The sequence below is a fragment of the Microbacterium sp. NPDC079176 genome (genome assembly GCF_040686675.1).
GTDB lineage: Bacteria > Actinomycetota > Actinomycetes > Actinomycetales > Microbacteriaceae > Microbacterium.
This window is the reverse complement of sequence record NZ_JBFBLM010000005.1, coordinates 314693-338691: the sequence shown is the minus strand read 5'-3', so window position 1 is coordinate 338691 and position 23999 is coordinate 314693. Positions and strand designations below refer to the sequence as shown.

General features: G+C 68.3%; 20 protein-coding genes. 7 read left to right on the top strand and 13 right to left on the bottom strand.

Annotation, left to right across the window (positions count from 1 at the left end):
• Window positions 1-137: 137 nt before the first annotated feature.
• From AB0P11_RS14655 to AB0P11_RS14625, 7 genes are all read right to left on the bottom strand, one after another.
• On the bottom strand, window positions 138-1175 hold the full coding sequence (locus AB0P11_RS14655) for a sugar ABC transporter permease (protein WP_082297904.1): 1038 nt from the start codon (window positions 1173-1175) through the stop codon (window positions 138-140).
• Entirely contained in the window at window positions 1172-2239 is a 1068-nt protein-coding gene (locus tag AB0P11_RS14650; RefSeq protein ID WP_053097897.1) for an ABC transporter permease, read from the bottom strand. Before AB0P11_RS14650 ends, AB0P11_RS14655 begins: the two co-directional genes overlap by 4 nt.
• Window positions 2236-3843 carry a sugar ABC transporter ATP-binding protein gene (locus tag AB0P11_RS14645; RefSeq protein WP_053097899.1) on the bottom strand — a complete coding sequence of 536 codons (1608 nt, stop codon included), beginning with the start codon at window positions 3841-3843 and terminating at the stop codon, window positions 2236-2238. The genes AB0P11_RS14650 and AB0P11_RS14645 overlap by 4 nt, the downstream gene beginning before the upstream one ends.
• An 86-nt stretch (window positions 3844-3929) precedes the next feature.
• A complete protein-coding gene (locus AB0P11_RS14640) occupies window positions 3930-4925 on the bottom strand; it encodes a substrate-binding domain-containing protein (protein WP_053097901.1) in 996 nt (331 codons plus the stop codon).
• A 180-nt stretch (window positions 4926-5105) separates the two neighbouring features.
• Window positions 5106-6653, bottom strand: coding sequence for a sugar ABC transporter ATP-binding protein (locus AB0P11_RS14635; RefSeq protein ID WP_056280582.1), 1548 nt, complete (start codon window positions 6651-6653; stop codon window positions 5106-5108).
• Window positions 6650-7669 (bottom strand): LacI family DNA-binding transcriptional regulator, encoded by a 1020-nt coding sequence (locus AB0P11_RS14630; protein ID WP_053097905.1) that lies wholly within the window; start codon window positions 7667-7669, stop codon window positions 6650-6652. The genes AB0P11_RS14635 and AB0P11_RS14630 overlap by 4 nt, the downstream gene beginning before the upstream one ends.
• 83 nt (window positions 7670-7752) lie before the next feature.
• Entirely contained in the window at window positions 7753-9012 is a 1260-nt protein-coding gene (locus AB0P11_RS14625; protein WP_363522674.1) for a D-arabinono-1,4-lactone oxidase, read from the bottom strand.
• Window positions 9013-9091: 79 nt separating this feature from the next.
• Between AB0P11_RS14625 and AB0P11_RS14620 the strand changes: the two genes are divergently transcribed.
• From AB0P11_RS14620 to AB0P11_RS14600, 5 genes are all read left to right on the top strand, one after another.
• Window positions 9092-10138 (top strand): LacI family DNA-binding transcriptional regulator, encoded by a 1047-nt coding sequence (locus AB0P11_RS14620; RefSeq protein WP_056280575.1) that lies wholly within the window; start codon window positions 9092-9094, stop codon window positions 10136-10138.
• A 93-nt stretch (window positions 10139-10231) separates the two neighbouring features.
• Entirely contained in the window at window positions 10232-11569 is a 1338-nt protein-coding gene (locus tag AB0P11_RS14615) for an extracellular solute-binding protein (protein WP_363522671.1), read from the top strand.
• Window positions 11566-12516, top strand: coding sequence for a sugar ABC transporter permease (locus tag AB0P11_RS14610; RefSeq protein WP_053097910.1), 951 nt, complete (start codon window positions 11566-11568; stop codon window positions 12514-12516). The genes AB0P11_RS14615 and AB0P11_RS14610 overlap by 4 nt, the downstream gene beginning before the upstream one ends.
• The gene (locus AB0P11_RS14605) at window positions 12516-13421 is read left to right on the top strand and encodes a carbohydrate ABC transporter permease (protein ID WP_363522669.1); all 906 of its coding nucleotides are present in this window, start codon (window positions 12516-12518) and stop codon (window positions 13419-13421) included. The genes AB0P11_RS14610 and AB0P11_RS14605 overlap by 1 nt, the downstream gene beginning before the upstream one ends.
• A 38-nt stretch (window positions 13422-13459) precedes the next feature.
• Window positions 13460-14983, top strand: a complete 1524-nt coding sequence (locus tag AB0P11_RS14600; protein WP_363522667.1) for an alpha-N-arabinofuranosidase — start codon at window positions 13460-13462, stop codon at window positions 14981-14983.
• A gap of 191 nt (window positions 14984-15174) precedes the next feature.
• Here AB0P11_RS14600 and AB0P11_RS14595 read toward each other — a convergent pair whose 3' ends face one another.
• Complete coding sequence (locus AB0P11_RS14595; RefSeq protein ID WP_363522665.1) at window positions 15175-17322, bottom strand: LPXTG cell wall anchor domain-containing protein; 2148 nt, start codon at window positions 17320-17322, stop codon at window positions 15175-15177.
• A 305-nt stretch (window positions 17323-17627) separates the two neighbouring features.
• Between AB0P11_RS14595 and AB0P11_RS14590 the strand changes: the two genes are divergently transcribed.
• The gene (locus tag AB0P11_RS14590; protein ID WP_162253870.1) at window positions 17628-18059 is read left to right on the top strand and encodes an META domain-containing protein; all 432 of its coding nucleotides are present in this window, start codon (window positions 17628-17630) and stop codon (window positions 18057-18059) included.
• A gap of 71 nt (window positions 18060-18130) precedes the next feature.
• Here the strand turns inward: AB0P11_RS14590 and AB0P11_RS14585 are convergent, their stop codons facing one another.
• From AB0P11_RS14585 to AB0P11_RS14565, 5 genes are all read right to left on the bottom strand, one after another.
• Entirely contained in the window at window positions 18131-19264 is a 1134-nt protein-coding gene (locus tag AB0P11_RS14585; protein WP_053097920.1) for a bifunctional 2-methylcitrate synthase/citrate synthase, read from the bottom strand.
• Window positions 19265-19266: 2 nt separating this feature from the next.
• Window positions 19267-20169 carry a methylisocitrate lyase gene (prpB, locus tag AB0P11_RS14580; protein ID WP_363522662.1) on the bottom strand — a complete coding sequence of 301 codons (903 nt, stop codon included), beginning with the start codon at window positions 20167-20169 and terminating at the stop codon, window positions 19267-19269.
• On the bottom strand, window positions 20169-21695 hold the full coding sequence (locus AB0P11_RS14575; protein ID WP_363522660.1) for an MmgE/PrpD family protein: 1527 nt from the start codon (window positions 21693-21695) through the stop codon (window positions 20169-20171). The genes prpB and AB0P11_RS14575 overlap by 1 nt, the downstream gene beginning before the upstream one ends.
• Window positions 21692-22360: a GntR family transcriptional regulator gene (locus tag AB0P11_RS14570; protein ID WP_363522658.1), complete on the bottom strand. Its 669-nt coding sequence runs from the start codon at window positions 22358-22360 to the stop codon at window positions 21692-21694. Before AB0P11_RS14570 ends, AB0P11_RS14575 begins: the two co-directional genes overlap by 4 nt.
• Before the next feature lie 74 nt (window positions 22361-22434).
• Window positions 22435-23415: an EamA family transporter gene (locus AB0P11_RS14565; protein ID WP_363522656.1), complete on the bottom strand. Its 981-nt coding sequence runs from the start codon at window positions 23413-23415 to the stop codon at window positions 22435-22437.
• A gap of 39 nt (window positions 23416-23454) precedes the next feature.
• On the opposite strand from AB0P11_RS14565, the gene AB0P11_RS14560 reads away from it, so the two are divergent.
• The gene (locus AB0P11_RS14560) at window positions 23455-23991 is read left to right on the top strand and encodes a CGNR zinc finger domain-containing protein (RefSeq protein WP_053097930.1); all 537 of its coding nucleotides are present in this window, start codon (window positions 23455-23457) and stop codon (window positions 23989-23991) included.
• Window positions 23992-23999 lie beyond the last annotated feature (8 nt).

Here is a 23999-nt window from a genome sequence, read left to right as displayed (position 1 = left end):
TACGTCTTCATATGAGGACGTCACCGACATCCGCAGCTCGAATACCGGTGTTCCGAGATGGGACCTTCAGGGTGCTCAGACATGCGAATGGCCCCACCTCGGTGCGAGATGGGGCCATTCAGGCGATGGAGCGGAAGCTACTCCCGTTTTCGGGTGACCGCCCGCTGCAGCAGCACGAACACGAGCAGGATGCCGCCCGTGATGATCGTCGTCATCTCGGGCGGGATGCCTCCGTCACGCGTGATGAGCACGTTCATCAGACCGAGCACCAGCGCACCGACGACCGAGCCGAGCACGTATCCGTAAGCCCCTGTCAACACGGTGCCGCCGATCACTGCCGCGGCGATCGCGTCGAGCTCCCACCCGATGCCGGTGATGTTCTGAGCGGTGCCGAGTCGTGCGGTGTAGAGCACCGCCGCGAGACCGGCGAGACCGCCGCTGATCACGTAGACGAGCACCTTGGTGCGCTGCACGGGCAGACCCATGAGCAGCGCCGAGCTCTCCGATCCTCCGATCGCGTACACGGTGCGGCCGGTGCGCGTGCGGTGCAGAACGAAGAACGCGGCGGCCACGACGATCACCGCGATGAGCACGGCGGGGGTGATCACGAGGTCGTTGACCTTCGGGCCGTCGATGATCTTCAGCTGGGTGCCGATCCAGCGGATCGGCGACTCCTCACCCAGCCGCTCGGGCTTGGTGCTGAGCAGCGAGGCGAGGCCCCGACCGAGGAACATCATCGCCAGTGTCGCGATGAAGGGCTGCACGTCGAAGTACCGGATCAGCACTCCCGAGACGATGCCGAAGAGCACGCCGATGCCGATCATCGCGACGATCACGGCGAAGGCGTTCCAGCCGGCGTTCGAGAGCATCACACCGGCGACCGACGAGACCGCGATGATCGATCCCACCGAGAGGTCGATGCCGCCCGTGAGGATCACGAAGGTCAGCGCGACCGCGAGCACGATGAGGTGCGCATTGTTGATGAGCAGGTTCGACAGCGTGTTGAACTGCAGGATGCGGCCGTAGGCCACCTCGCCGAAGATCACCATGCCGACGAAGATGACCACCGAGGCGATCGTCGGCAGCACCGAGGGGTTCGCCGTGATCATGCGTCGCAGACGGTCGGCGACGCTCTCCGTCGCCCGAGGGGCCGGAGGGGCGGTCATGACGCTCATGCGGACACCTCTTCTTTCGCGATGATCTGTTCGACCGGGCGGGCTCTGCGTCGCGTCCGGAACCAGCTGCGCACGCGCTGCGACTGCAGCAGACACAGCACGACGATCACGATGGCCTTGAACGCCGGGGTCGCCGACGACGAGACGCCGAGATACAGCACGGTCTTGTCGAGGGTCGCGATGAGCAACGCGCCGACGAAGGCGCCGCTGAGTGAGAACTTGCCACCCGCCAGCGATGCGCCGCCGATGACGACCGCGAGGATCGCGTCGAGCTCGAGCTGGTAGCCGGTGCGGGAGATGTCGACGGTCATGACGCTGCCGACCGACATGATGCCCGCGATCCCGGCGAGGATGCCGCTCATGATGTAGGCCGTGAGCAGCAGTCCCTTCGGCTTGATACCCGCCATGCGGCTGGCCCGGGGGTTGATGCCGATCGCCTCGATCATCAGGCCCAGCGCGCTGCGCCTCACCACCCAGCCGACGGCGATCACGATCAGCACCGCGAGGATGAACACCACGGGGATGCCGATCACGAAGCCGTTCGCGATCCACCGGAACGCATCGTTGGATGCCGTCGTGTTCTGCCCGCCGGTGATCACCTTGGCGATGCCTCGGCCGGCGAGCATGAGCACGAGCGTGGCGATGAAGGGCTGCAGGCCGACATAGGCGACGAGGACGCCGTTGACCGCCCCCAGGATGCCGGTGATGACCAGCGCGAGTCCTACCGCGGCGAGCGCTGCGCCGAAGGAGTCGCCTGCGGCGCTGAGGAACTCCATCGAGACCGCTCCGGCGACGGCCATCAGAGATCCGACCGAGAGGTCGATGCCACCGGTGGCGATCACGAGCGACATCCCGATCGCGATCATCATGATCGGCGCCGCCTGGCGCAGGATGTCGATGAGGTTGCCGACGAGGTTGCCGTTGTTGGGGTTGATCGAGAGCGCGAGGTACGTCGGGTCCTTGATCACGTTCAGGGCGAGCAGCGCGAAGATCGCGACGATGCCCCAGAAGAACGGCTTGTGGATCAGGTCCCGCCAGATGGTGGTGCCGGCTGACGCGGTCATCGCGCTGCCTCCTTGTCGGTCGTGGGGGCGATGCTATCGGGCACGGCGCCGTCGGTGTCGTCGAGCGTCTCGGCAGCGGCCTCGACTCCGTGAGCGGCGATCACATCGACGATCACCTGCGCGGTGACGTCCGGTCCGTTCTGGATCTCGCCGATCTTCCGGTGGTCCTTCAGCACGACGATCCGCTCGGAGAGGCGCACGACCTCTTCGAGCTCGGAAGAGATGAACACCACGGCGACGCCGTCTTCGGCGAGCTCGGCCACCGCCTCCTGGATCTCGGCCTTCGCACCCACGTCGATGCCGCGGGTCGGCTCATCGAGGATCAGCAGCTCGGGCTGCGTGGCGAGCCAGCGGCCGAGCAGCACCTTCTGCTGGTTGCCGCCGGAGAGGTTCTTGATCATCCGGTCGGGGTCGGCCGGACGGACGTTGAACTGCGCGATGTAGCGGTCGACGATCGCATCCTGTTCCTTGCGGCTCATGGGACGCGCCCATCCGCGCTCCGCCTGCACGGCGAGGATGATGTTCTCGCGCACGGTCAGGTCTCCGATGATCCCCTCGTCGCGGCGGTTCTCGGTCGAGAAGGCGATCCGACGAGGCAGCGCATCGGCGGGCGACTTGAGGTCGACCCGGCGTCCATGCAGCTCGATCGTGCCTTCGTCGGTGCGGTCGGCGCCGTAGAGCAGTCGGGCGAGCTCGGTGCGCCCGGAGCCGAGCAGCCCGGCGAAGCCGATGACCTCGCCGGGGCGGATGTCGAGGTCGGTCGCCTCGACCGCTCCGCGTCGTGCGATTCCGGATGCCGCGAGCAGCGGCTTCTCATCGGCCTCGCGCGGCGCGCGGCGGCGGTTGCCTCCGAGCGACTTGAGCGCATCGAGGTCCTTGCCGATCATCTTCGAGATGAGAGCGTGGCGGTCGAGGTCCCGGGTGAGGTACTCACCCTCGTACAGGCCGTTGCGCAGCACCGTCAGGCGGTCGCTGATCGCGTAGACCTGATCGAGGAAGTGCGAGACGAAGAGGATCGCGACCCCCTGGTCTCGCAGTGCCCGGATCACGGTGAAGAGGCCCTCGACCTCGGCGGCGTCGAGGCTGGAGGTCGGCTCGTCGAGGATGAGCACCTTGGCCTTGATCGCCATCGCGCGGCTGATGGCGACGAGCTGCTGCAGCGCGATCGAGAGGGTCGAGAGCGGCCGGCGGGTGTCGAGGTGCCCCAGGCCGAGTCGGGAGAGGGCGTCGGTCGCAGCGCGGTGGGTGGCCGTCCAGTTGATGCCGAACACACCTCGCGTCTCATGACCGAGCATCACGTTCTCGCCGATCGAGAGGTTGGGGGCGAGGTTGACCTCCTGGTACACCGTCGAGATCCCGGCATCCTGCGCGTCGCCGGCGCCGCCGAAGCTGCGCTCCTGCCCGGCGACGACGATCGACCCGGAGTCGATCCGGTAGACGCCGGTCAGGGCTTTGATCAGGGTCGACTTGCCCGCGCCGTTCTCGCCCATGAGCGCGTGGACCTCGCCCTGGAACAGCCGGAAATCGACCTTGTCGAGGGCTTTCACGCCAGGGAACTCGATCGAGATCCCACGCATCTCGACGATGGGCAGTGCTTCGTTCATCGGTGTCTCCTCCTCCGGAAGAGCCCGGGCGGTGCGGCTGTTGCGGCACCGCCCGGGCTCACTGGCTGATCGCTCCGGCGGCGGGGTCAGTACTTGCGGTCGGCGAGCACGGCCTGTGCCGCCTCTGCGGAATCGAACGCCTCGCTGGGGACGACGATGTACGAGTCGACGTCCTCACCGGCGAGAGCCTTCTCGACGACCTCGAGGGCCGTCTCGCCGAAGAGCGGGTTGTACTCGTGCACGTAGCTGAGCTGGCCGTCGGCGAGCGCCTGCATGGCGTTCTTCGTGCCGTCGATCGTGGCGATCTTGACGTCCTCGCCCACCACCAGGCCGGCTTCCTCAGCGGCCTGCGCAGCGCCGAGACCCATCTCGTCGTTCTGTGCGAACACGAGCTGGATGTCGTTGTTCGAGGACTTGAGCATCGTCTCGAAGACGCTCTTGCCCTCTTCCGCCGACCAGTTCGCCGTCTGCGCGTCGAGCTTGGTGAGCGACGAGTCGCCGAGGCCCTCGTCGAAGCCGGTGTTGCGCTCGTTCACGACGCCGACGCCGGCCGGCCCCTCGAGCACGACGTAGTTGCCTCCGTCGGGGAACGTCGCCGCAGCCCAGGTGCCGACCTCCTTCGCGACCTCGACGTTGTCGGGAGCGATGCGGGTGACGTACAGGCTGTCGTCGTCGGGCTCGATGCCGCGGTCGAGCAGGATGACGGGGATCTCCGCCTCCTGTGCGCGCTTGAGCGAGTCCTCCCAGCCCGAGGCCTCGGTGGCCGAGAGCAGGATCACATCGACGCCCTCGTCGACGAACGACGTGAACGCGTCGATCTGCGACTTCTGGTCGAGGTTGGTGGCGGGTGCGTACTTGAGGTCGTATCCGGCTTCCTCCGTGAAGGTGTCCTGGATGTTCTGCTCGTTGGCCTCGCGCCATGCGCCCTCGGGACCGACGGCCACGAAGCCGACCGTGGTGACGTCGTCGCCGTCGCCACCCCCGTCGCCCGAGTCGCCGGTCGAGCAGGCCGCAAGGCCGATGGTGAGTGCGCCGACTGCTGCCAGGCCGAACGCGATGCGAATGCGCTTCTTCGCGGACATTTCTTCTCCTCGTTGAGATGCCGGTGGTCACTCCGGCGGTGGTGGACCAGTCATGGTCCGATCGTGATTGCAGGACACCTGCATCGCATGTCCTGCGGTGATGTTACCGGGAACAATTTCTGGAACACAAGAGGTCGAACGAAAATCAACGATGCATGAAGGAAAAGATCTTGTTACCGATCACAGCTCAACGCTGTGGCTGAGCTCAGCGGCGATCATCTCGACCACGGTGTCGACCGTGACACCAGGACCGTTGCTGAGCTCGCCGATCTTCTCGCGGTCCTTCAGCACGATGATGCGATCACTCAGCCGCACCACCTCTTCGAGTTCGGACGAGATGAAGACCACGGCCACTCCGTCACCGGCCAGCTGGCTGATGCGTCTCTGCACATCGATCTTCGCCGCGATGTCGATCCCCCGAGTGGGCTCGTCGAGGATCAGCACGTGCGGACGCACCGCCAGCGCACGGGCCAGCAGCACCTTCTGCTGGGTTCCCCCCGAGAGCAGGCCGACCGGGCGGTCGAGGTCGGCGGGATCCAGATGCAGGGCCTCGACGTACGTCTCGACGAGTCCCCGCGACTCCGCGTGCGAGAGCGGACGAGTCCACCCGCGCAGCGCCTGCAGCGACAGGATGATGTTCTCGCGCGCCGTGAGCTCGCCGATGATGCCCTGCGTCCCCCGGTTCTCGGCCGACAGCGCGATCCGGTGTCGCAGCGCCGCCGACGGGCTCCGCAGCTGCACCCGTTCGCCGTCGACCCAGAGCTCGCCGCTGTCGGCCCGCGCCGAACCGCTGAGCAGCGACGCGAGCTCGGTGCGCCCGGAACCCCGCAGCCCCGCGAGGCCCACGATCTCTCCGCGTTGGATCTCGACATCCATCTGCTCGAGCTCACCGCGTCGCCCCACACCGGACGCCTGCATCGCGGGCTCTCCGTCGTACGCGTAGTGGTGGGCCTTGCGCTCAGAGCCGAGCGCTCGGAGGCTGTCGATGTCCTTGCCGAGCATCTTCGAGATCAGGTCGGCCCGGTCGAGGTCTCGCGTCGCATACTCCCCCACGCGCCGCCCGTTGCGCAGCACGGTCATGCGGTCGCTGATCGCGAACGCCTGCTCGAGGAAGTGCGAGATGAACAGGATCGCGACCCCCCGCTGCCGCAGACCGCGGATGACGCGCATCAGGGTCGCGACCTCGGCGACGTCGAGGCTGGAGGTGGGCTCATCGAGGACGAGCACCCTCGGCTCGTCGACGACCGCGCGCGCGAGTGCGACGAGCTGCTTCTGCGCAGGCGTGAGCAGAGAGAGCGGCGTCTTCGGATCGAGGCCGTCGAGCCCGAGTCTGGCCAGCGCCTCCGCGGCATCCGCTCTCGTCCTCCGCCAGTCGATGCCGAACCGTCCTCGGCGCTCCCGCCCGAGCATCACGTTCTCCGCGACACTGAGATTCGGGCTCAGCTGGGTCTCCTGGAACACCGTCGCGATCCCCGCCGCTCGACTGTCGGCGACCCCCGAGAACCGACGGGGCTCGCCGTCGACGAGGACCGTGCCCTCCTCCGGCGCGAGGGTGCCGGTGATCACCGCGACCAGGGTGGACTTGCCGGCGGCGTTCTCGCCCATGACGGCATGCACCTCGCCGGGGAACAGCCGGAAGTCGACGTCATCGAGCGCGCGCACGCCGGGGAACTCGACCGTGATGCCCGCAAGCCGCACGACCGGCGCGGGACCACGGTCGGAGGTCATCGCACCTCCCGAGGTGCGGCCGATGAGCCGCGGGCGACGAGCTCGGTCGGGATCCGGGTGAGCGTGGGGATGTCCCGCCCTTCGATCGCCGCGCGCAGCATCTCGACCACCGCGACGCCCAGCGCCCCGAAGTCCTGGCGCACCGTCGTGAGCGGCGGGATGAAGTGCCGCGCCAGCGGGATGTCGTCGAAGCCGACCACGCTGAGATCCCGCGGCACCTCGAAGCCCCGGTCGTGCAGACCGTGGATCAGCCCCATCGCCATGTCGTCGTTCGCGGCGAAGATCGCCGTGTAGTCGGGCAGCCGCGTGAGCCCCTTCGCGAAGTCGTAGGCGAAGTCGGCCGACCAGTCGCCGACGACGATGGGCCGTTCGCGGATGCCCCACGACTTGGCCCGCGAATGGAAGGCCCGCTCCCGAGCCCTCGCGTCGAGCCAGTCGAGCGGACCCGAGAGGTGCAGGATGTCGCGGTGGCCGAGTGCGACGAGGTGGTCGACCACGGATGTCGTGCCCGCATGCTGGTCGATCGACACGGTGAGGAACGTCGGGTCGGCGTCTGCCTTGACGACCAGCATCGGCACGGTGATGGCGATGCGGCGCAGCGCCGCCACGGACGACGAGCGGGGCGCGATGACGCAGAGCGCATCGACTCCCTGGGTCACGAGATTGTCGACCGCCTCCTGCGGAGACAGCGGGTCACCCTCGTGCAGAGCGATCGGCGTGACGGAGTATCCGGTGGCACGTGCGGAGAGCTCGACCGCTCGCAGGATGCTGGTCGGACCGTGCGCCACCGCGCTCTCGACGATCACGCCGATCCGGCGGGTGCGCTGCGTGGCGAGAGCCCGCGCGACGAGGTTCGGGCGGTAGTCGAGCTCCTCGATCGCCTCGAGCACGCGGCGTTTCGTGTCGGGCTTGATGTTCGGGTGATCGTTGAGAACACGCGAGACCGTCATGTGCGAGACGCCCGCGATGGTCGCCACCTGACGGATGTTGGGCTTGTCTGAACCGACGTTCGCCATGCACACCTCCGTCGGCCGAGCCTCGGAGAATGTTACCGAGAACAAGCCCGGTGGTGCAATGGATCCCGCGGCAGCGGCAGGCGCTAGAGGCCCAGGCGCTCCAGGTAGGGGTTCACCAGTCGGCGCTCCGGGTCGAACCGCGCCGCGAGCGCGGCGAAGTCATCCCAGCGCGAGTAGCGAGAGCGCACCTCGGCGGCATCGAGCGTGAACACCTTTCCCCAGTGCGGGCGGGCGGTCTCGGGCAGTGCCGCCTCGAGCGTGGGCAGGAACTCGCGAACGGCCGCCTCGTCGGGCTTCCAGGTGAAGTGGATGCCGACGGCATCCATACCCTGCGATGAGCTCAGCCAGAGGTAGTCGGGGGCGACCGTGCGGATCTCGTTCACGAGCAGCAGCGGCGCGATCTGGCCGGCGAGCGTGCGGACCGCCTGGATCGCGGCGACCGCATCGGCGCGGGGCACCAGGTACTCGCTCTGGATCTCGGCGCCCGCCGACGGCGTGAACTCGAGCTTGAAGTGCGCGAGACGCTCGAACCACGGCCCCGGCACTCCGAGCTGCTCGGTGCAGGCCACCGGGTCGACGCCGATGATCGGATGCCGCTTCGCTGTCGCAGGCTCCGCTCCGAGTCGGTCGAAGAGATCGGCGCGGGTGTTCTCGCGCGCCTCGGGCTGTCGCTGCTTGACCCAGATCTGGTCGGCGACGTCGGTGTGCTCCCACCGCGAGAAGATGCTGACGCTCGTTCCGATGCTCGTCACCTCGTCGAAGTCGGCGAGGATCGCATCCCACGACGGATGCTCGAACACGTGCTGGGCGACCTCGTAGGCGGGCTCGACATCGAGCGTCACGTCGACGACCGCTCCGAGGGCTCCGAGGCTGACGACCGCGCCGTCGAAGTCGTCGTCTCCGCGAGCGAGCGAGCGGATCTCCCCTGCCGGCGTGATGATCGTCAGCGCGCGCACGGCGGAGGCCAGCGATCCCGTCGCGTCGCCCGAGCCGTGCGTTCCGGTCGCGACGGCTCCCGCGATCGAGATGTGCGGCAGCGAGGCGAGGTTCGCGAGCGCGAGCCCCTCGGCATCGAGCAGCGGGGCGAGGTCCCCGTAGCGCAGCCCGCCCGACACGCGCACGGCGTCACGGGCGTCGGCGACCTCGAACAAGACGGGCAGCCGGTCGAGCGCGATGAGCACCCCGTCGGTGTCGGCGATGTCGTTGAAGCAGTGCCGCGACCCGAGGAAGCGCACGGCCCCGCCCCGGGCGAGCAATCCCTGCAGCTCATCGATCGAGCTCGGGTGCTCGATCGCGGATGCGCGATAGGTGAGGTTGCCGGCCCAGTTGCGTTCGATGGTCATCGGGCCATAGTAGCCACGGCAGCCTCGCCCGCCATCGGAGAGGCACCGCGCTCGGCACGCGCATGGATAGGCTGACCGGATGACTGCGATGCCGCCGCCGCGCGCGACGATGAAGGACGTCGCCGCACTTGCCGGCGTCTCACCCAAGACGGTCTCGAACGTCGTCACCGGCACGGTCGCCGTTCGCGAGGAGACGAGGCTCAGGGTCGAGTCGGCGATGGTGGAGCTCGACTTCGTGCCCAACCTCAACGCCCGCGGGCTCCGCAAGGGCCGCTCGGGCATCATCGCCGTGGCCCTGCCCGACCTCGCCACCGCGTTCTCGGCCGAGCTGATGCATCGCATCGTCGACGCTGCGCACGATCGGGGCCTGGCGGTGCAGATCGAGGAGACCGCGACTGATCCCGAACGCGAGCGGGAGCTCGTCTCGCGCGCTCGCGCGCACCTGGTCGACGGGCTGATCCTGAACCCGATCCGCCTCGAGGACAGCGTGCTGAAGTACGCCGACCGGCTGCCCCCGCTCGTCGTGCTCGGGGAGGTCGAGCAGAACAGGGCCGACCACGTGCGGATCGACAGTCGCCGCGCCGCCGCTGACGTGACCCGGCATGTGCTGTCTCGCGGGGCGACCCGCATCGCGGTGATCGGCGCCGATGACGACGCGGCGGTCGCGACCGCCACAGGTCGCCTGCGACTCGAGGGCGTGCACGACGCGCTGCGAGAGGTCGGCATCCCGCGCGACACCGCTCTCGAGATCAACCCGATGCCGTGGTCGATGACGGGTGGGGCGGATGGCGTCGCCACGCTGTTCCGGCGGGGTGTGGCATTCGACGCGATCATCGCCTTCACCGACTCGCTCGCGCTCGGAGCGCTGCACGCGCTGCACGATCACGGCGTGAGCGTGCCGGACGATGTGATCGTGACGGGCTTCGACGATGTCGAGTTCTCGCGGTACACGTCGCCCTCGCTCACGACGATCGCCTTCGATCGTCGCGCGTTCGCCGACGCGGCCCTCACGCTGCTCGAGTCGCGCATGGACGACCGCTCCGCTCCCCCGCGCGCGCTCACCCTCTCGCATCATCTGCTCGAGCGCGACAGCACGCGGGGCACCCCGCGCGGCTACCGCCCCTGACGCGGCCCGGAAGCATCGGCTCACTCTTGCGCCGCTGATTACATCGATGTAATGATGTACCCCGACCCCGCCCGCTGTCACGAAGGAGTGACGATGACGCCCCCGCTCGATATGTCCAGACGGCAGTTCCTGACTGCCGCCTCCGTCACGGCCGCCGCGGCGCTGCTCGCTGGCTGCGCCCCCGGAACAGTCCCGGGCTCGAACACCACGACCCTCCAGTTCTGGCATCTGCTCTCGGGTGGCGACGGCGTCACCATGTCGCAACTGCTCGACACCGCGAACGCGGCGCAGAACGCGTACCGCATCCGCCCCACGGTGCTCGCCTGGGGCACCCCGTACTACACGAAGCTCGCGATGGCGGGCGCCGGTGGCCGCGCCCCCGACGTCGCGATCATGCACGCCACCCGAACGGTCGGCTGGGCCCCCGGCGGTCTGCTCGACCCGTGGGATCTCGACCGACTGGCAGACCTCGGCGTCGACGCATCGACGTTCCCGAAGCCCATCTGGGAGAAGGGCTTCGTCGGCGAGAACATGTACAGCGTCGCGCTCGACGCGCATCCGTTCGTCGCGATGTTCAACACCGACATCTGCGATGCCGCCGGAGTGCTCGACAGTGACGGTCGCCTCGCAGAGACGTCGTCTCCCGAGGATTTCGTCGAGCAACTGCGCACGATCGGCGGCAAAGCCGACGGCCACGCGCTGTCGTACGGATATCTCGGCGACGGCGCGCAGATGTGGCGCCTCTTCTACACCTTCTACTCGCAGCACGGCGGTGCGATGGAGCTGCCCGCCGGCGGCAAGGCCGTGATCGACAAGGATGCCGCGGTCGAGTCCCTCTCGCTCATGCGCACCCTGCTCGACGGCGAGATCGCCCTCGCCCAGGCCGACTACGGCAGCGCCGTCGCCGAGTTCGCGACCGGCAAGAGCGGCATGCTGTTCACCGGCGTCTGGGAGCTCCGCACCATGCAGAACGCGGAGATCCCGTTCGATGCGACCATGATCCCCACGCTCTACGGCACCCCGGCGGTCTACGCCGACTCGCACTCGTTCGTGCTGCCGCATCAGACCAACGCCGACGAGAAGAAGCGCGACCTGACGTACCAGTTCGTCGCCGACATGCTCAAGGGCTCGTTCGGCTGGGCCGAGGCCGGGCACATCCCCGCCTTCCTGCCGGTCACCGAGTCGCCCGAGTACGCCGATCTCGTCCCCCAGGCCCACTACGCCGAGGCCGCGCAGCACGTCGTGTACGACCCCACCGCGTGGTTCACCGGATCGGGCTCCAACTTCCAGGGCGAGTTCGGCGCCGCGGTGCAGGGCGTCCTGCTGTCGGGCGATGACCCCGCGGCGGCGATCGACCGGTTCGAGGCACGGGTGAACACCCTGCTCCGTCAGCCCAACCCGGCAGACCCCGAGGGGACGTTCGCATCATGACCACGGCAACCGACTCCACGCGCACCATCGTCACCGGCTCCAAGGCCGCCATCCCGATCCGTCGCGCCGGCTCCCGCAACCGCGAGCAGCTCATCAGCTGGGCGTTCCTCGCTCCGTTCCTGCTCGCGTTCGTGCTGTTCCTCGCCTGGCCGATCGTGCACGGCATCATCCTCAGCTTCACCGACCAATCGCTCACGGGCGCCGGCGGCTCCTTCATCGGCTTCGCGAACTACGCCGAGGCGCTGACGGATCCGAAGATGTGGCAGTCGATGGGCAACACGGTGTGGTTCACCCTGCTGTCCACTGTGCCGCTCGTTGTGATCGCTCTGCTGATGGCGGCTCTCGTCGACCGCGGCATCCCGGGTCAGTGGCTGTGGCGACTGTCGTTCTTCATGCCGTATCTGCTCGCCTCGACCGTGATCTCGCAGATCTGGGTGTGGATCTTCAACCCGCAGATCGGTGCCGCGAACAACATCCTCGAGTTCTTCGGTCTCGAGCCTCTCGCCTGGCTCCAGAATCCCGACACCAACATGCTGTCGATCGTGATCGCCACCGTCTGGTGGACGGTCGGATTCAACTTCCTGCTGTACCTCGCGGCGATGCAGAACATCCCGCCGCAGCAGTACGAGGCCGCATCGCTCGATGGCGCGGGGCCGTGGCGCCAGTTCTGGTCGATCACTCTTCCGCAGCTGGGACCGGCGACCGTGCTGATCCTGATCCTGCAGATCCTGGCGTCGCTCAAGCTCTTCGATCAGGCGTACCAGATGCTCGGCGGTGTCGCGAGTGACACGACCCGCTCGATCGTCCAGTACATCTACGAAGCCGGCTTCGTCAGTTACCGATTCGGCTACTCGGCCGCGATCTCCTATGTGTTCTTCGCCCTCATCGTCATCATCGGCGTCGCGCAGGCTCTGATCACGCGCCGCCGGAAGGAGTCGCAGCTGTGATGTCCACCGCCACTCTCACCGAGACCATCACCACGACCAAGCCCGCGCGGGCCCGTCGCCCGCACCTGCCGGGCGAGAAGCCGTTCGGCGTGCTGCGCATCAGCGCACTCGTCGTCCTCATCGTCCTGGCGGTCGGCTGGCTGCTGCCCTTCCTCTGGGCGATCGCGACGGCGTTCAAGACCGAGACGGATGCCGCCAGCGGCGACCCGTCCTGGATCGGCGCCTCGGGCCCGACGATCGAGGCGTTCACCGCGATCCTGTCGCAGGGCAACGTCTACACCTGGGCGTTCAACAGCCTGTGGACGTCGATCGCCGTGACCCTGATCACGCTCACGATCTCGGCATTGGCCGCCTACGCCTTCTCCCGGCTCGACTTCACCGGTCGCAAGTGGCTGTTCGTCGCCATCATCGCCTCGATCGTCGTGCCGCCGCAGGTGCTCATCATCCCGCTGTTCTACGAGATGCTCGCGTTCAACATGATCGACACCTACTGGGGTCTGATCCTGCCGCAGGTCGTGGCGCCGGCTATGGTGTTCATCCTGAAGCGCTTCTTCGACGCGATCCCGATCGAGCTCGAAGACGCCGCCCGGGTCGACGGCGCCAGCCGACTGCGCATCTTCTGGTCGATCGTGCTGCCGCTGTCGCGCCCGATCCTGGCATCCGTCGCGATCTTCGTGTTCATCGGCGCCTGGAACAACTTCCTCTGGCCGTTCCTCGTCATCAACGACACCACGCTGATGACGCTGCCGGTCGGCCTCCAGACGGTGATCAGCGCCTACGGCGTGCAGTACGCCCAGGTCATGGCTCAGGCCGTGCTGGCAGCGCTGCCGTTGATCGTCGTGTTCATCATCTTCCAGAAGCAGATCGTCAAGGGCGTCGCGACCAGCGGCTTCGGCGGTCAGTAGTCCCCCACCCGGCTCGAGAGCCAGAAACAAGGAGAGCAATGTCTCAGGCCCGCATCACCATCGATCGCGACTTCACCATCGCCGACGTCCCCCGGAGGCTCTTCGGGTCGTTCGTCGAGCACATGGGGCGCTGCGTGTACACCGGCATCTACGAACCGGGGCACCCGCAGGCCGACGAGCGCGGCTTCCGTCAGGACGTCCTCGCCCTGGTGAAGGAGATGGGTCCGACGGTGGTCCGATACCCGGGAGGCAACTTCGTCTCGGGCTACCGTTGGGAAGACGGGGTGGGCCCGGTCGAAGACCGCCCGGTGCGCATCGACGGCGCCTGGCACACGATCGAGACCAACGCCTTCGGCCTGCACGAGTTCATGGACTGGGCGAAGGATGCCGACGTCGAGGTCATGGAGGCGATCAACCTCGGCACCCGCGGGGTCGAAGAGGCCCGGTCGCTCGTCGAATACGCCAACCACCCCGGTGGCACCTACTGGTCGGACCTTCGTCGCAAGAACGGCGCAGAGCAGCCGTTCGACATCAAGCTGTGGTGCCTGGGCAACGAGCTCGACGGCCCGTGGCAGATCGGCGGCAAGACCGCGACCGAGTACGGACGCCTCGCGCAGGAGTCGGCCAAGGCCATGAAGCTCGTCGACCCGACGATCGAACTCGTCGCGGTCGGCTCGTCGGCGCGGTCGATGCCGACGTTCGGCACCTGGGAGCACACCGTGCTCACCCACGCCTACGACGAGGTGGACTTCGTCTCGATGCACGCCTACTACCAGGAGCACGACGGCGACGCCGAGTCGTTCCTCGCGGAGTCGGTCGACATGGATGCGTTCATCGACGGCGTCATCGCGACGATCGACGCCGTCAAGGCCGCGGGCAAGCACACCAAGCAGGTCGACATCTCGTTCGACGAGTGGAACGTGTGGGATCAGCGCACGTTCAACGACGTCGAGTCGGTCGAGATCGCGAAGGCGGGGTGGAAGAAGCACCCGCGGCTGATCGAAGACACCTACAACGTGACGGATGCCGTCGTCGTCGGCACCCTGCTCAACAGCCTGCTGCGTCACGGCGACCGCGTGAAGATCGCCAACCAGGCGCAGCTCGTCAACGTGATCGCGCCGATCCGCTCGGAGGAGAACGGCCCTGCCTGGCGTCAGACGAGCTTCTGGCCCTTCGAGCGCATGGCTCGCCTCGCCAAGGGCCGCATCCTGCGCCTCGCGGTGTCGGCGCCGCAGATCGAGACGAAGCGCTACGGCGGGGTCGACTCGGTCGACGCCGCAGCCACGTGGGACGAGGAGACCGGACGAGTCGTGGTCTTCGTCGCGAACCGCTCGCTGACCGAAGAGAGCGACCTGACCGTCGAGCTGCGCGGCCTGACCGGCCTCCGCGTCGTGAACGCCGAGACGCTGACGATCCCCGAGGGCGGCGACCGTCGCACCGCGAACCTCGAGACCACGCAGGATGCCGTGCACATGGTGCCGCTCGGCGCCGCCGAGGTCGTCGACGGGTCGGTGCGTGCGACGCTGCCGCCGCTGTCATGGTCGGTGATCGAACTCGCCTGAGGTTCGGCTCGACAGGAGAGGGCCCGGCATCGGATTCCGATGTCGGGCCTTCTGCGTGTCCGGCATCCCGCGCGCCTGCACCACGAAGCACCCCGCAGACGCGAAGAAGCCCGGTATCGATCGATACCGGGCTTCTCAGCGATGGGGTTCGCGGCCGAGGCCGGTCACTCCGTCAGATCGTGATCAGGCGATCAGCTCTGGATCTGCTGGCGACGACGCACGACCAGCAGCAGTCCGCCCGAGAGCAGGGCGAGCGCGATGGCTCCGGCCGTCAGCGGGACGAGCATGTCGGAACCGGTCGCGGCGAGACCGCCGTCACCCGGGGCGGCTGCGCCACCCTCACCGGGAGCGGGAGCGGCTCCGCCACCGCCGGCGACCGGTGCGGCGAGAACAGCGAACGCCAGGTCGGTCGGAGCCGACGAGACGCCGTCGATGGCCTGCGTGGCCGAGACCGTGTAGGTGCCCGACTCGAGAGCCGCACCGAAGTCGACGCTCCAGGCACCGTCCTCGACAGTGGCCGTGAACGTGCCGCTCGCCGCGGCGAAGGCGCCCGCGAGGGCCGCCGTGTTCGCCGTGGTCGGCTCGGCGCCGGTGAGCTTCACCGTCACGGTCGCTCCGTCGATGCCCGAGCCGGCGAGTCCGGAAGGACCGTCGTTGTGGGCGAACTCCGCGCCGTTCGTGACCGAGGTCACGGCCGGCGAGACGGGGATGACCGAGAACGACGCGGTGGCCTCAGGCGAGACCTCGTCGTCACGGGTCTGCGTCACGACGACGCTGTGCGAGCCGTACTCGAGGGTGAGTCCGTCGACGGTCCACGAACCGTCTGCGGCGACCTCGGTCGTGCCGAGCACGTCGTCGGTCTCGGCGTCGGTCACCGTGATGGCGGTGGCCGGCAGGCCGGTGCCGCTGATCGCGGTGACGGTCTCGTTGGCAGTCGAGCCGTCAGCCGGCGAGGTGATGACCGGTGCGACGAGCGGAGCAGGCACCACGGTCACGTCGATCGAGACGGTCTCGGAAGAGCTGAAACCGGTGCGTGCACGGACCGAGATGGTCTGCTCGCCGAGCTCGACGGGGCCGACGACCGAGAAGGCGCCGTCCACGACGTCGACCGTCTGGTCTGCGCCGAAGCCGCTGACCGTGACCTTGGCCGCTCCGACAGCGGTTCCGGTGATGGCCGTTCCCGGCTGCACCTCTGCACCGTCGGTCGGGCTCGTGATGACCGGTGCGTCGAGGTCGAGTGCGACCTGGTAGCCGTTGGTCTTGGGCAGAGCGGTCACGAGCGATGTCGCCCAGGTGAACTGCTCTTCGGTCGCGGTCGCCTCGGAGCCACCGCTGATGACGCCGACGGCCGCGTTGCCCTGGATGACAGCGCCGCCGGAGTCACCGGGAGCCGCGGGAGTGTTGCTCGAGAAGCCCTGAACCCAGTGGCCGTCGATGCTCGCCCATCCGTCGAGGATGTCGTCGCCGTCGACCACGCCGGTGGTGAAGCCGGTGGTGCGACCGCTCTTGTTGACCTCGCCGAGCGCCGGGGCGGCGACGGACTTGATCGCGATGACGCTGTCAGCGAGTGAGCTGAGCGAGTCGCCGGCCGTTGTCCAGTCGGTGACCGCGGGAACCGGGTTCCAGCCTGCGGCCTCGTCGATGTCGATGACCGAGATGTCGGTCGCGGTGGTGTCGCCGTTCGAGCCGAGGCCACCGTCGCCGCCGCCGAACTGGGCGAAGCCGAACGTGCCGAGCAGTTCGACCGACGCGGGGAGCGAGGGGGTTCCGCCGACTGCCGGCTCGTCACCGGGAACGGTGAGAGTCGTGTCGGTGAGCGGTTCGCCGCTCTCGTCGAAGGCACAGTGTCCGGCGCTCAGGAGCGCAGGGTCACCGGTGGGTGTGAATGCTGCGAAGCCCACGGAGCACGACCAGGCGGCACTTCCAGGCTCGTTGGCAAGGAAACCGTCGAGGTCGGGGCTGACCGACAGGTAGCCCTGTCCGCCGACGACGTCGCCCTCATCGAACGCCGAGAGCACACGGTCGACCTTGACGACGGCTGCGTCAGGGAAGCCCTCTGTCGCGGCGATCTGCGTGATCTCGGAGTCGGCGGACGCGCTGTCAGCAGTCACGACGACGACGTTGCCGCCATCCGCGGTCTGTCCGACGGCGACCATGTCGGTGCCGACCTTGTCGAGTTCCGCCTTCGTCTTCAGCACCTGAGCAGGAGCGTCCTGGCTGGGTGCGTCGGTCGAATCTTCAGCGAACGCCGCAGGCGCTCCGAGGAAGAGCCCCGAGAGGGCGAGCGTGGTGGCGGCCGTCAACGCCAATGGGCGGCGGCCTGTCACTCTGTGCTTCATGTGATGTATGTCCTTGCTGGTCACGGATCGTCAGTCAGTTTCATCTCCGGCAGTGTGCGATGCACACAGAACCGTTCGCCTCCCGGTGGAGGCGTGAACTGCGACGCTGGCCCCCCGACAAGCAGGATCCTGTTCGTCGAGACGAGCAGGGATCTCCAGAAGCGTACCCAGTAAATCCACAGAATGGGGAAATTGTTTACCAGAATTTCGCCTCTTGACCTGGCCCTCTCGTTTGCGATACGGCAGGACGACCGCCCGCCGCACAACGGATTGCGTTCGCAGACGACACGGTTACCATGGCCACCATGAGCACCCACCGCAGAGCACGCACCCTCGTCGGCCTCGCGATCCTGGGAGCCTTCGCCGTGATGGGCGCAGCCTGCGCGACCGGCGGCCCCAGCAGTGCGCCGACGTCGAGCGCCGACCCGAACGGCGAAGACAGCGCCGTCGTCGAGAAGCTCGTCGGACTGTGGGGAGAGGATGCCTCCGGTCAGCCGCACCTCGAGTTCACCGCCGACGGCGAGGTGCACGGCAGTGACGGCTGCAACGGCATCACGACGACCTACTCGGTGAACGGCGACCGTGTCGATCTCGCCCGATTCGCCTCGACGCTGAAGGCGTGCCCCGGAGTGGACGGCTGGATGCGGGGCGTGCGTGCGGTCGAGATCGACGGCGACGTCCTCGTGATCAAGGACGCGTCCGGCACGGAGCTGGGCACCCTCCCGCGCGCGAGCTGACGTCGCGCCGCGGAGTGCGGCATCCGATCCGGCGACCGACCCGGGTTCGTCGACCCGGGCCGGTGCGCCGATCAGTTCTCGATGTGGCGTTCGTCGACGCCGTCGTAGAACGACAGCGGGCGGATCAGAGCGTTCGCACCGGCCTGTTCGATGATGTGCGCCGTCCACCCTGTGACCCGCGCCGCGACGAACAGCGGCGTGAAGGTGAGGGTGTCGAAGCCGATGAGGTTGTAGGCAGGACCCGACGGGTAGTCGAGGTTCGGGTAGATGCCCTTGCGCGCCACGAACTCCGACTCGAGAGCGTCGTACAGCTCTGCCACCTCGGCCTTGTCGTAGTGCTCGACCAGGGTGTCGAGCGCCGCCTTCATCGTCGGCACCCGCGAGTCGCCGCTCTTGTAGACGCGGTGCCCGAAGCCCATGATCTTGCGCTTCTCGGCCAGCGCCTTGTCGAGCCACGGCACGACGTTCGAGGCCTCGCCGATCTCGTCGAAGATGTGCAGCACAGCCTCATTGGCGCCGCCGTGCAGCGGCCCCTTGAGCGCGCCGATCGCCCCGACCACCGCCGAGTAGAGGTCGCTGAGGGTGGAGGTGATCACGCGGGCCGTGAACGTCGAGGCGTTGAACGAGTGCTCGGCATACAGGATCATCGAGCGGTTGAACGCGTCGACGACCACCGGATCGGGCTCCTCGCCGAACGTCATCCAGAGGAAGTTCGCCGAGTAGTCGAGGTCGTCGCGCGGTGCGATCGTCTCCTGCCCCCGGCGGCGGCGCTGACCGTACGCGACGATCGCGGGGAGAGCGGCGAACAGACGGATGCTGCGCTCGAGGTTCTCCTCCGGGCTGCCGCCGGCATCGAGCACCGATCCGCCCGCGTTCGTGTCGGAGGCACCGATCAGGCTGACCGCCGTGCGCACCTCGTCCATCGGATGCGCGTCGAGCGGAACCAGGTCGATCGCCGTCTTCACGCTGTCGGTCAGAGCGCGATGGAGGCGCTCCTCCGCGCGGAAAGCGGCCAGCTCGTCGGCCGTCGGCAGCTCGCCGTGCCACAGCAGGTAGGCCACCGCCTCGAAAGGCTGGGTCGCCGCCAGCTCCTGCACGGGATATCCGCGGTAGAGCAGGCTGTTCGTCTCGGGGTTGACCTTCGAGATCGCGGTCGTGTCGACGACGACCCCGGCGAGGCCCTTCTTGATGTCCGGCTCGGTCATGCTCACTCCTTCGTGACGGTGAAGCCTGCGACGCCGGAGTCGAACTGCTTGTAGGACTCGTAGTCGATCAGGTCGTAGAGATCGGCACGGTGCTGCATCTCACCGAGCTTCGAGGTGAGGTGCCCCTCCTCGTTCAGCGTATCGAGCGCACCGCCCGCCGCGCCCATCGCGATGCGCAGCAGCGACACCGGCCAGATGACCATGTTCACACCGGCATCCCGCAGCTGGTCGACCGAGAACAGATCGCTCTTGCCGAACTCGGTCATGTTGGCGAGGATCGGCACTTCGAGCGCATTCGCCATCGCCTCGAACTCGGCGAGGGTGCGCATCGCCTCGGGGAAGACGGCATCCGCCCCGGCATCCACCAGCGCCTTCGCACGATCGATCGCGGACTCGAGTCCCTCGACCGCGCGGATGTCGGTGCGCGCCATGATGAGGAAGTTCGGGTCGCGTCGAGCGTCGGCGGCGGCGCGGATGCGACGGATCGCCGTGCTCTCGTCGACGACGCTCTTGCCGTCGAGGTGGCCGCAACGCTTCGGGTTGATCTGGTCTTCGATGTGCGTGCCGGCGAGGCCGGCATCCTCGAGCTCCTGGATCGTGCGGGCGACGTTCATCGGCTCGCCGAAACCGGTGTCGGCGTCGACGATCGCGGGGATGTCGGTCATCCGCGCGATCTGCTTGGCCCGACCGGCGACCTCGGTCAGCGTGGTGAGGCCGATGTCGGGCACCCCGAGGTCGGCAGAGAGCACCGCACCCGAGATGTAGACCCCGTCGAAGCCCTTCTGCTCGATCAGTCGGGCGCTCAGCGGATTGAACGCGCCGGGGAAGCGCAGCAGCTCGCCACTCGCGAGCCGTTCGCGGAACAGACGGCGCTTCTCGGCCGGGGTGACGTGCGAATACAGCATCAGAACAGGCCCTTCGGGGCATCGGCGCCCTCGAGCAGGCCGGGCTTCGCGATGATCGACAGCTCGCCGACCTCCGCGGCCGTGAGCTCGGGCAGACGCTGCACGAGCTCGAGGAACCGCTCGATCTCCGCGGGCTCGAGCACGGGCTCGGCGAGCAGGCGGAACTTCGCGATGTAGTTCTCACGGGCGAACGGACGAGCACCCAGCGGGTGCGCGTCCGCGACGGCGATCTCATCGACCACGGTCGTGCCGTCGGTGAGGCGGAACTCGACGCGCCCGCCGAACGCCTTCACGTCGGGGTCTTCGGAGTGGTAGCGGCGGGTCCACTCGGCATCCTCGGCCGTGGTGATCTTGTGCCACAGGGCGACCGTGTCTGCGCGACCGGCCCGCTCGGGGGTGTACGAATCGACGTGGTGCCAGCCGCCGTCCTGCAGCGCGACCGCGAAGATGTACGGGATCGAGTGGTCGAGCGTCTCGCGGGATGCAGTGGGGTCGTACTTCTGGGGGTCGTTCGCACCCGAGCCGATCACGTAGTGCGTGTGGTGGCTGGTGTGCAGCACGACGGCCTCGATGTTGGCGGGGTCGCGCAGCGCCGGGTTCTCGGTGCCGAGCTTGCGGGCGAGGTCGATCCACGCCTGCGCCTGGTACTCGGCCGAGTGCTCCTTGGTGTACGAGTCGAGGATCGCGCGCTTCGCCTCGCCCGCGGCAGGAAGCGGCACCTCGTAAGCGGCGTCCTTGCCGTCGAGCATCCAGGCGATCACGCCGTCTTCGCCCTCGTAGATCGGCGCGGGACTCGTCTGACCGCGCATCGCCCGGTCGACCGCCTCGACGGCGAGCTTGCCGGCGAAGGCCGGGGCGTGCGCCTTCCAGGTCGAGATCTCGCCCTTGCGGCTCTGACGCGTGGCGGTGGTGGTGTGCAGGCCCTGACCGACGGCCTGGTAGATCGTCTCGACGTCGAGCCCGAGCAGCGTGCCGATGCCGGCGGCGGCCGACGGGCCGAGGTGCGCGACGTGGTCGATCTTGTGCTTGTGCAGGCAGATCGCGCGCACGAGGTCCATCTGGACCTCGTAGCCGGTGGCGATGCCGCGCAGCAGCGCGCGGCCGTCGGCCTGCACGTGCTGGGCGACGGCGAGGATCGGCGGGATGTTGTCGCCCGGGTGCGAGTACTCGGCCGCGAGGAACGTGTCGTGATAGTCGAGCTCGCGCACGGCCACGCCGTTGGCCCACGCCGCCCACTCGGGGCTGGTGCGGTGGTCGAGCGCCGCGCCGAAGACCGTGGCGCCGATGCCGCCGGTCGAGACGGGGTGGCTGAACGCCTGGGTGCGAGCCGCGTTGATGGGCCCGCGGGTGAGGGATGCCGCGGCCACCGACGCGTTGTCGATGATGCGGTTGATGATCATGTCGGTGACGTCCTGCTCGACCTCGACCGGGTCGGCGGCGACCTCGGCGATCTTCCAGGCGAGCTGGTCTTCGCGGGCGAGGTTCTCATCGCTGCGGTGGACGCGGACGTGGTGGGTGACGGTCATTTCACACCTTCTGGGTTGGCGGTCAGGGAGTCGAGGATGCCGGTCAGCGCATTGTGCAGATGCACGTGCGTGGCGTGGGCGGCGAGGTCACCGTCTCGGGCGGCGAGGGCCTGCGCGATCGTTCGGTGCTCGGCGGCTGAGGCTGAGAGGCGGGCCGGCTTGTCGCGGGCCATGCGGCGAACTCGCACGAGGTGGGTGCGCACGGTGCGCAGGGCCGAGGCGATGTAGTCGTTGTCGACCGCACCGTCGAGAGCGGCATCGAAGCGGGCGATCAGGGCGTAGTACGCGTCGCGGCCCTCGACGGCGGTGAGGTCGACGTGCGCGAACTCGTCGGCGAGGGCGGCGAAGAGGGCGGCGTCACCCCGCTGGGCCGCGAGTCGGGCGGAGGTCTCTTCGAGCGCGCGGCGGATCTCGAACAGCGCGCGGATGTCGTCGGCATCCAGGTCGGCGACCACCGTCACTCGCGGCGACTGCTGCACGACGAGGCCGTCGGCGGCGAGGCGGCGCAGCGCTTCGCGCATCGGGGTGCGGCTGATGCCGAGGCGGGCGGCCTGCTCGACCTCGCCGAGCACGAACCCCGCGGGGAGGGCTCCGGACTGGATCTCCTCGAGCAGCGCGGCGTGGGCTCGATCGCCGGCGGTGATGCGATCGGCGACAGAGCTCATGCCCTCAGTGTATACACAAATACGTTTCGTATGATCAGGGGCGCGGTCAGCGGGTGCTTCGCGTATACATTGCGCTACCGCTGCGGCCGCTCCACGGCATCCGGCACCGGCTCGACGAACTCGGCGGGACGCGGCTCGCCGAGCTTCACCACGACGACGCCAACCAGCACCAGCGCCCCGCCGAGGGCCTGCAGCAGATCGGGCAGCTGTCCGAGCAGCAGCCAGCCGAAGAGCAGCGCGGCGACCACCTCGGAGAGCGCGACGAAGGATGCGAGGCGGGAGCCGAGCATCCGCGTCGACGCGATGCCGAGCACATAGGCGAGTGCCGTCGCGACCAGGCCGATCGCGAGCACCGGCACGAACCACGGCACGGTGCCGAAGCGATAGGTGATGTCGTCGGTCGTCCAGGCGATGGGCAGGATGCCGGCGAGTCCGGCGACCGTCAGCGCGATCGCGCCGAGCAGCAGCCCACCCCCGGCGAGCGCGATCGGAGGCAGTCCGGTGTCGGCCTTGGCCGAGAGCAGGAAGTACGTCGCCGCACCCACCATCGCGGCGAGTGCCCAGAGGATGCCGGCGACATCGACCTCGGCGCCGGTGATGATGTCGAGCATCAGCACGAGTCCGACGAAGGCGATGGCCGCGCCGATCACGCTGCGCCGACTCGGCCGCTCGCCCCGGCGGAGCCACAGCCAGAGGATGACGGCGATCGGCGCGGTGTATTCGATGAGCAGTGCGAGGCCGACGTCCATCACGGCGACGGCCTGGAAGTAGCAGAGCTGCGTGGCGGTGACGGCGAGCAGGCCGTAGGCGGCGACCATCCCGGCGTTCTTGCGGAGCACTGCCCACCGCCCGCGCAGCGACAGGACCGTCGGCACGAGCAGCACGAGTGCGGCGACCCAGACACGCGCGGTCACGGCGGCACCGGGCGTCCACCCCGCATCGATGAGCCCGCGAGCCCAGGCGCCGGACATCCCGAACGCGAAGGCCGCGCCGATCGCCAGAGGCAGACCGAGACGCACGCCGCGCATCGAGATGTCATTCGCAACTCTGCTCATGACAGGTGACGCTACTCGTGCACGTTGTAAGGTGTCAACATGAACTTCACCGATGACACGGAAGAGGCGCTCCGCGCAGCCATCCGGCTCGTGAACTCGGCGGAAGAGCCCGAGACCCTCGAGACGCTCGCCGACTACGACGCCTTCCTCGCGGACTTCCCCTACTCCGGCCGCCTCGACCGCGACGACGCCGAGCTCTCCTCGCTGCGTGCGATCCGCCCGCGCCTGCGCTCCATGCTCATCGCGCCACGAGACGAGATGGCCGAGCACGTCAACGCCGCGCTGGCCGAAGCGTCTCTCGCGCCGCGACTCGTGCGCCATGACGGCGTGGACTGGCACCTGCACGCCGTCGCCGACGAGCGCCCCCTCGCCGAGCGCGTGCTGATCGAGACCGCGATGGCGCTGATCGACGTCATCCGCACCGACGAGGGATCCCGCATCTCGATCTGCGCCGACGACACGTGCGAGGCGCTCGCTCTCGACCTGTCCCGCAACCGGTCGAAGCGCTACTGCTCGACGACCTGCACGAATCGCAACGCGGTGGCGGCGTATCGTGCGCGGCGCGCGAGCGCCTGAGCCGCGGC

Bases quoted from the DNA above. Each gene is read 5' to 3' on its own strand.
- AB0P11_RS14650 (WP_053097897.1), bottom strand. From the start codon at position 2,239: ATGACCGCGTCAGCCGGCACCACCATCTGGCGGGACCTGATCCACAAG.
- AB0P11_RS14560 (WP_053097930.1), top strand. From the start codon at position 23,455: ATGAACTTCACCGATGACACGGAAGAGGCGCTCCGCGCAGCCATCCGG.
- prpB (WP_363522662.1), bottom strand. From the start codon at position 20,169: ATGCTGTATTCGCACGTCACCCCGGCCGAGAAGCGCCGTCTGTTCCGC.
- AB0P11_RS14610 (WP_053097910.1), top strand. From the start codon at position 11,566: ATGACCACGGCAACCGACTCCACGCGCACCATCGTCACCGGCTCCAAG.
- AB0P11_RS14640 (WP_053097901.1), bottom strand. From the start codon at position 4,925: ATGTCCGCGAAGAAGCGCATTCGCATCGCGTTCGGCCTGGCAGCAGTC.
- AB0P11_RS14655 (WP_082297904.1), bottom strand. From the start codon at position 1,175: ATGAGCGTCATGACCGCCCCTCCGGCCCCTCGGGCGACGGAGAGCGTC.
- AB0P11_RS14575 (WP_363522660.1), bottom strand. From the start codon at position 21,695: ATGACCGTCACCCACCACGTCCGCGTCCACCGCAGCGATGAGAACCTC.
- AB0P11_RS14645 (WP_053097899.1), bottom strand. From the start codon at position 3,843: ATGAACGAAGCACTGCCCATCGTCGAGATGCGTGGGATCTCGATCGAG.
- AB0P11_RS14625 (WP_363522674.1), bottom strand. From the start codon at position 9,012: ATGACCATCGAACGCAACTGGGCCGGCAACCTCACCTATCGCGCATCC.
- AB0P11_RS14615 (WP_363522671.1), top strand. From the start codon at position 10,232: ATGACGCCCCCGCTCGATATGTCCAGACGGCAGTTCCTGACTGCCGCC.
- AB0P11_RS14570 (WP_363522658.1), bottom strand. From the start codon at position 22,360: ATGAGCTCTGTCGCCGATCGCATCACCGCCGGCGATCGAGCCCACGCC.
- AB0P11_RS14600 (WP_363522667.1), top strand. From the start codon at position 13,460: ATGTCTCAGGCCCGCATCACCATCGATCGCGACTTCACCATCGCCGAC.
- AB0P11_RS14605 (WP_363522669.1), top strand. From the start codon at position 12,516: ATGTCCACCGCCACTCTCACCGAGACCATCACCACGACCAAGCCCGCG.
- AB0P11_RS14565 (WP_363522656.1), bottom strand. From the start codon at position 23,415: ATGAGCAGAGTTGCGAATGACATCTCGATGCGCGGCGTGCGTCTCGGT.
- AB0P11_RS14595 (WP_363522665.1), bottom strand. From the start codon at position 17,322: ATGAAGCACAGAGTGACAGGCCGCCGCCCATTGGCGTTGACGGCCGCC.
- AB0P11_RS14620 (WP_056280575.1), top strand. From the start codon at position 9,092: ATGACTGCGATGCCGCCGCCGCGCGCGACGATGAAGGACGTCGCCGCA.
- AB0P11_RS14585 (WP_053097920.1), bottom strand. From the start codon at position 19,264: ATGACCGAGCCGGACATCAAGAAGGGCCTCGCCGGGGTCGTCGTCGAC.
- AB0P11_RS14630 (WP_053097905.1), bottom strand. From the start codon at position 7,669: ATGGCGAACGTCGGTTCAGACAAGCCCAACATCCGTCAGGTGGCGACC.
- AB0P11_RS14590 (WP_162253870.1), top strand. From the start codon at position 17,628: ATGAGCACCCACCGCAGAGCACGCACCCTCGTCGGCCTCGCGATCCTG.
- AB0P11_RS14635 (WP_056280582.1), bottom strand. From the start codon at position 6,653: ATGACCTCCGACCGTGGTCCCGCGCCGGTCGTGCGGCTTGCGGGCATC.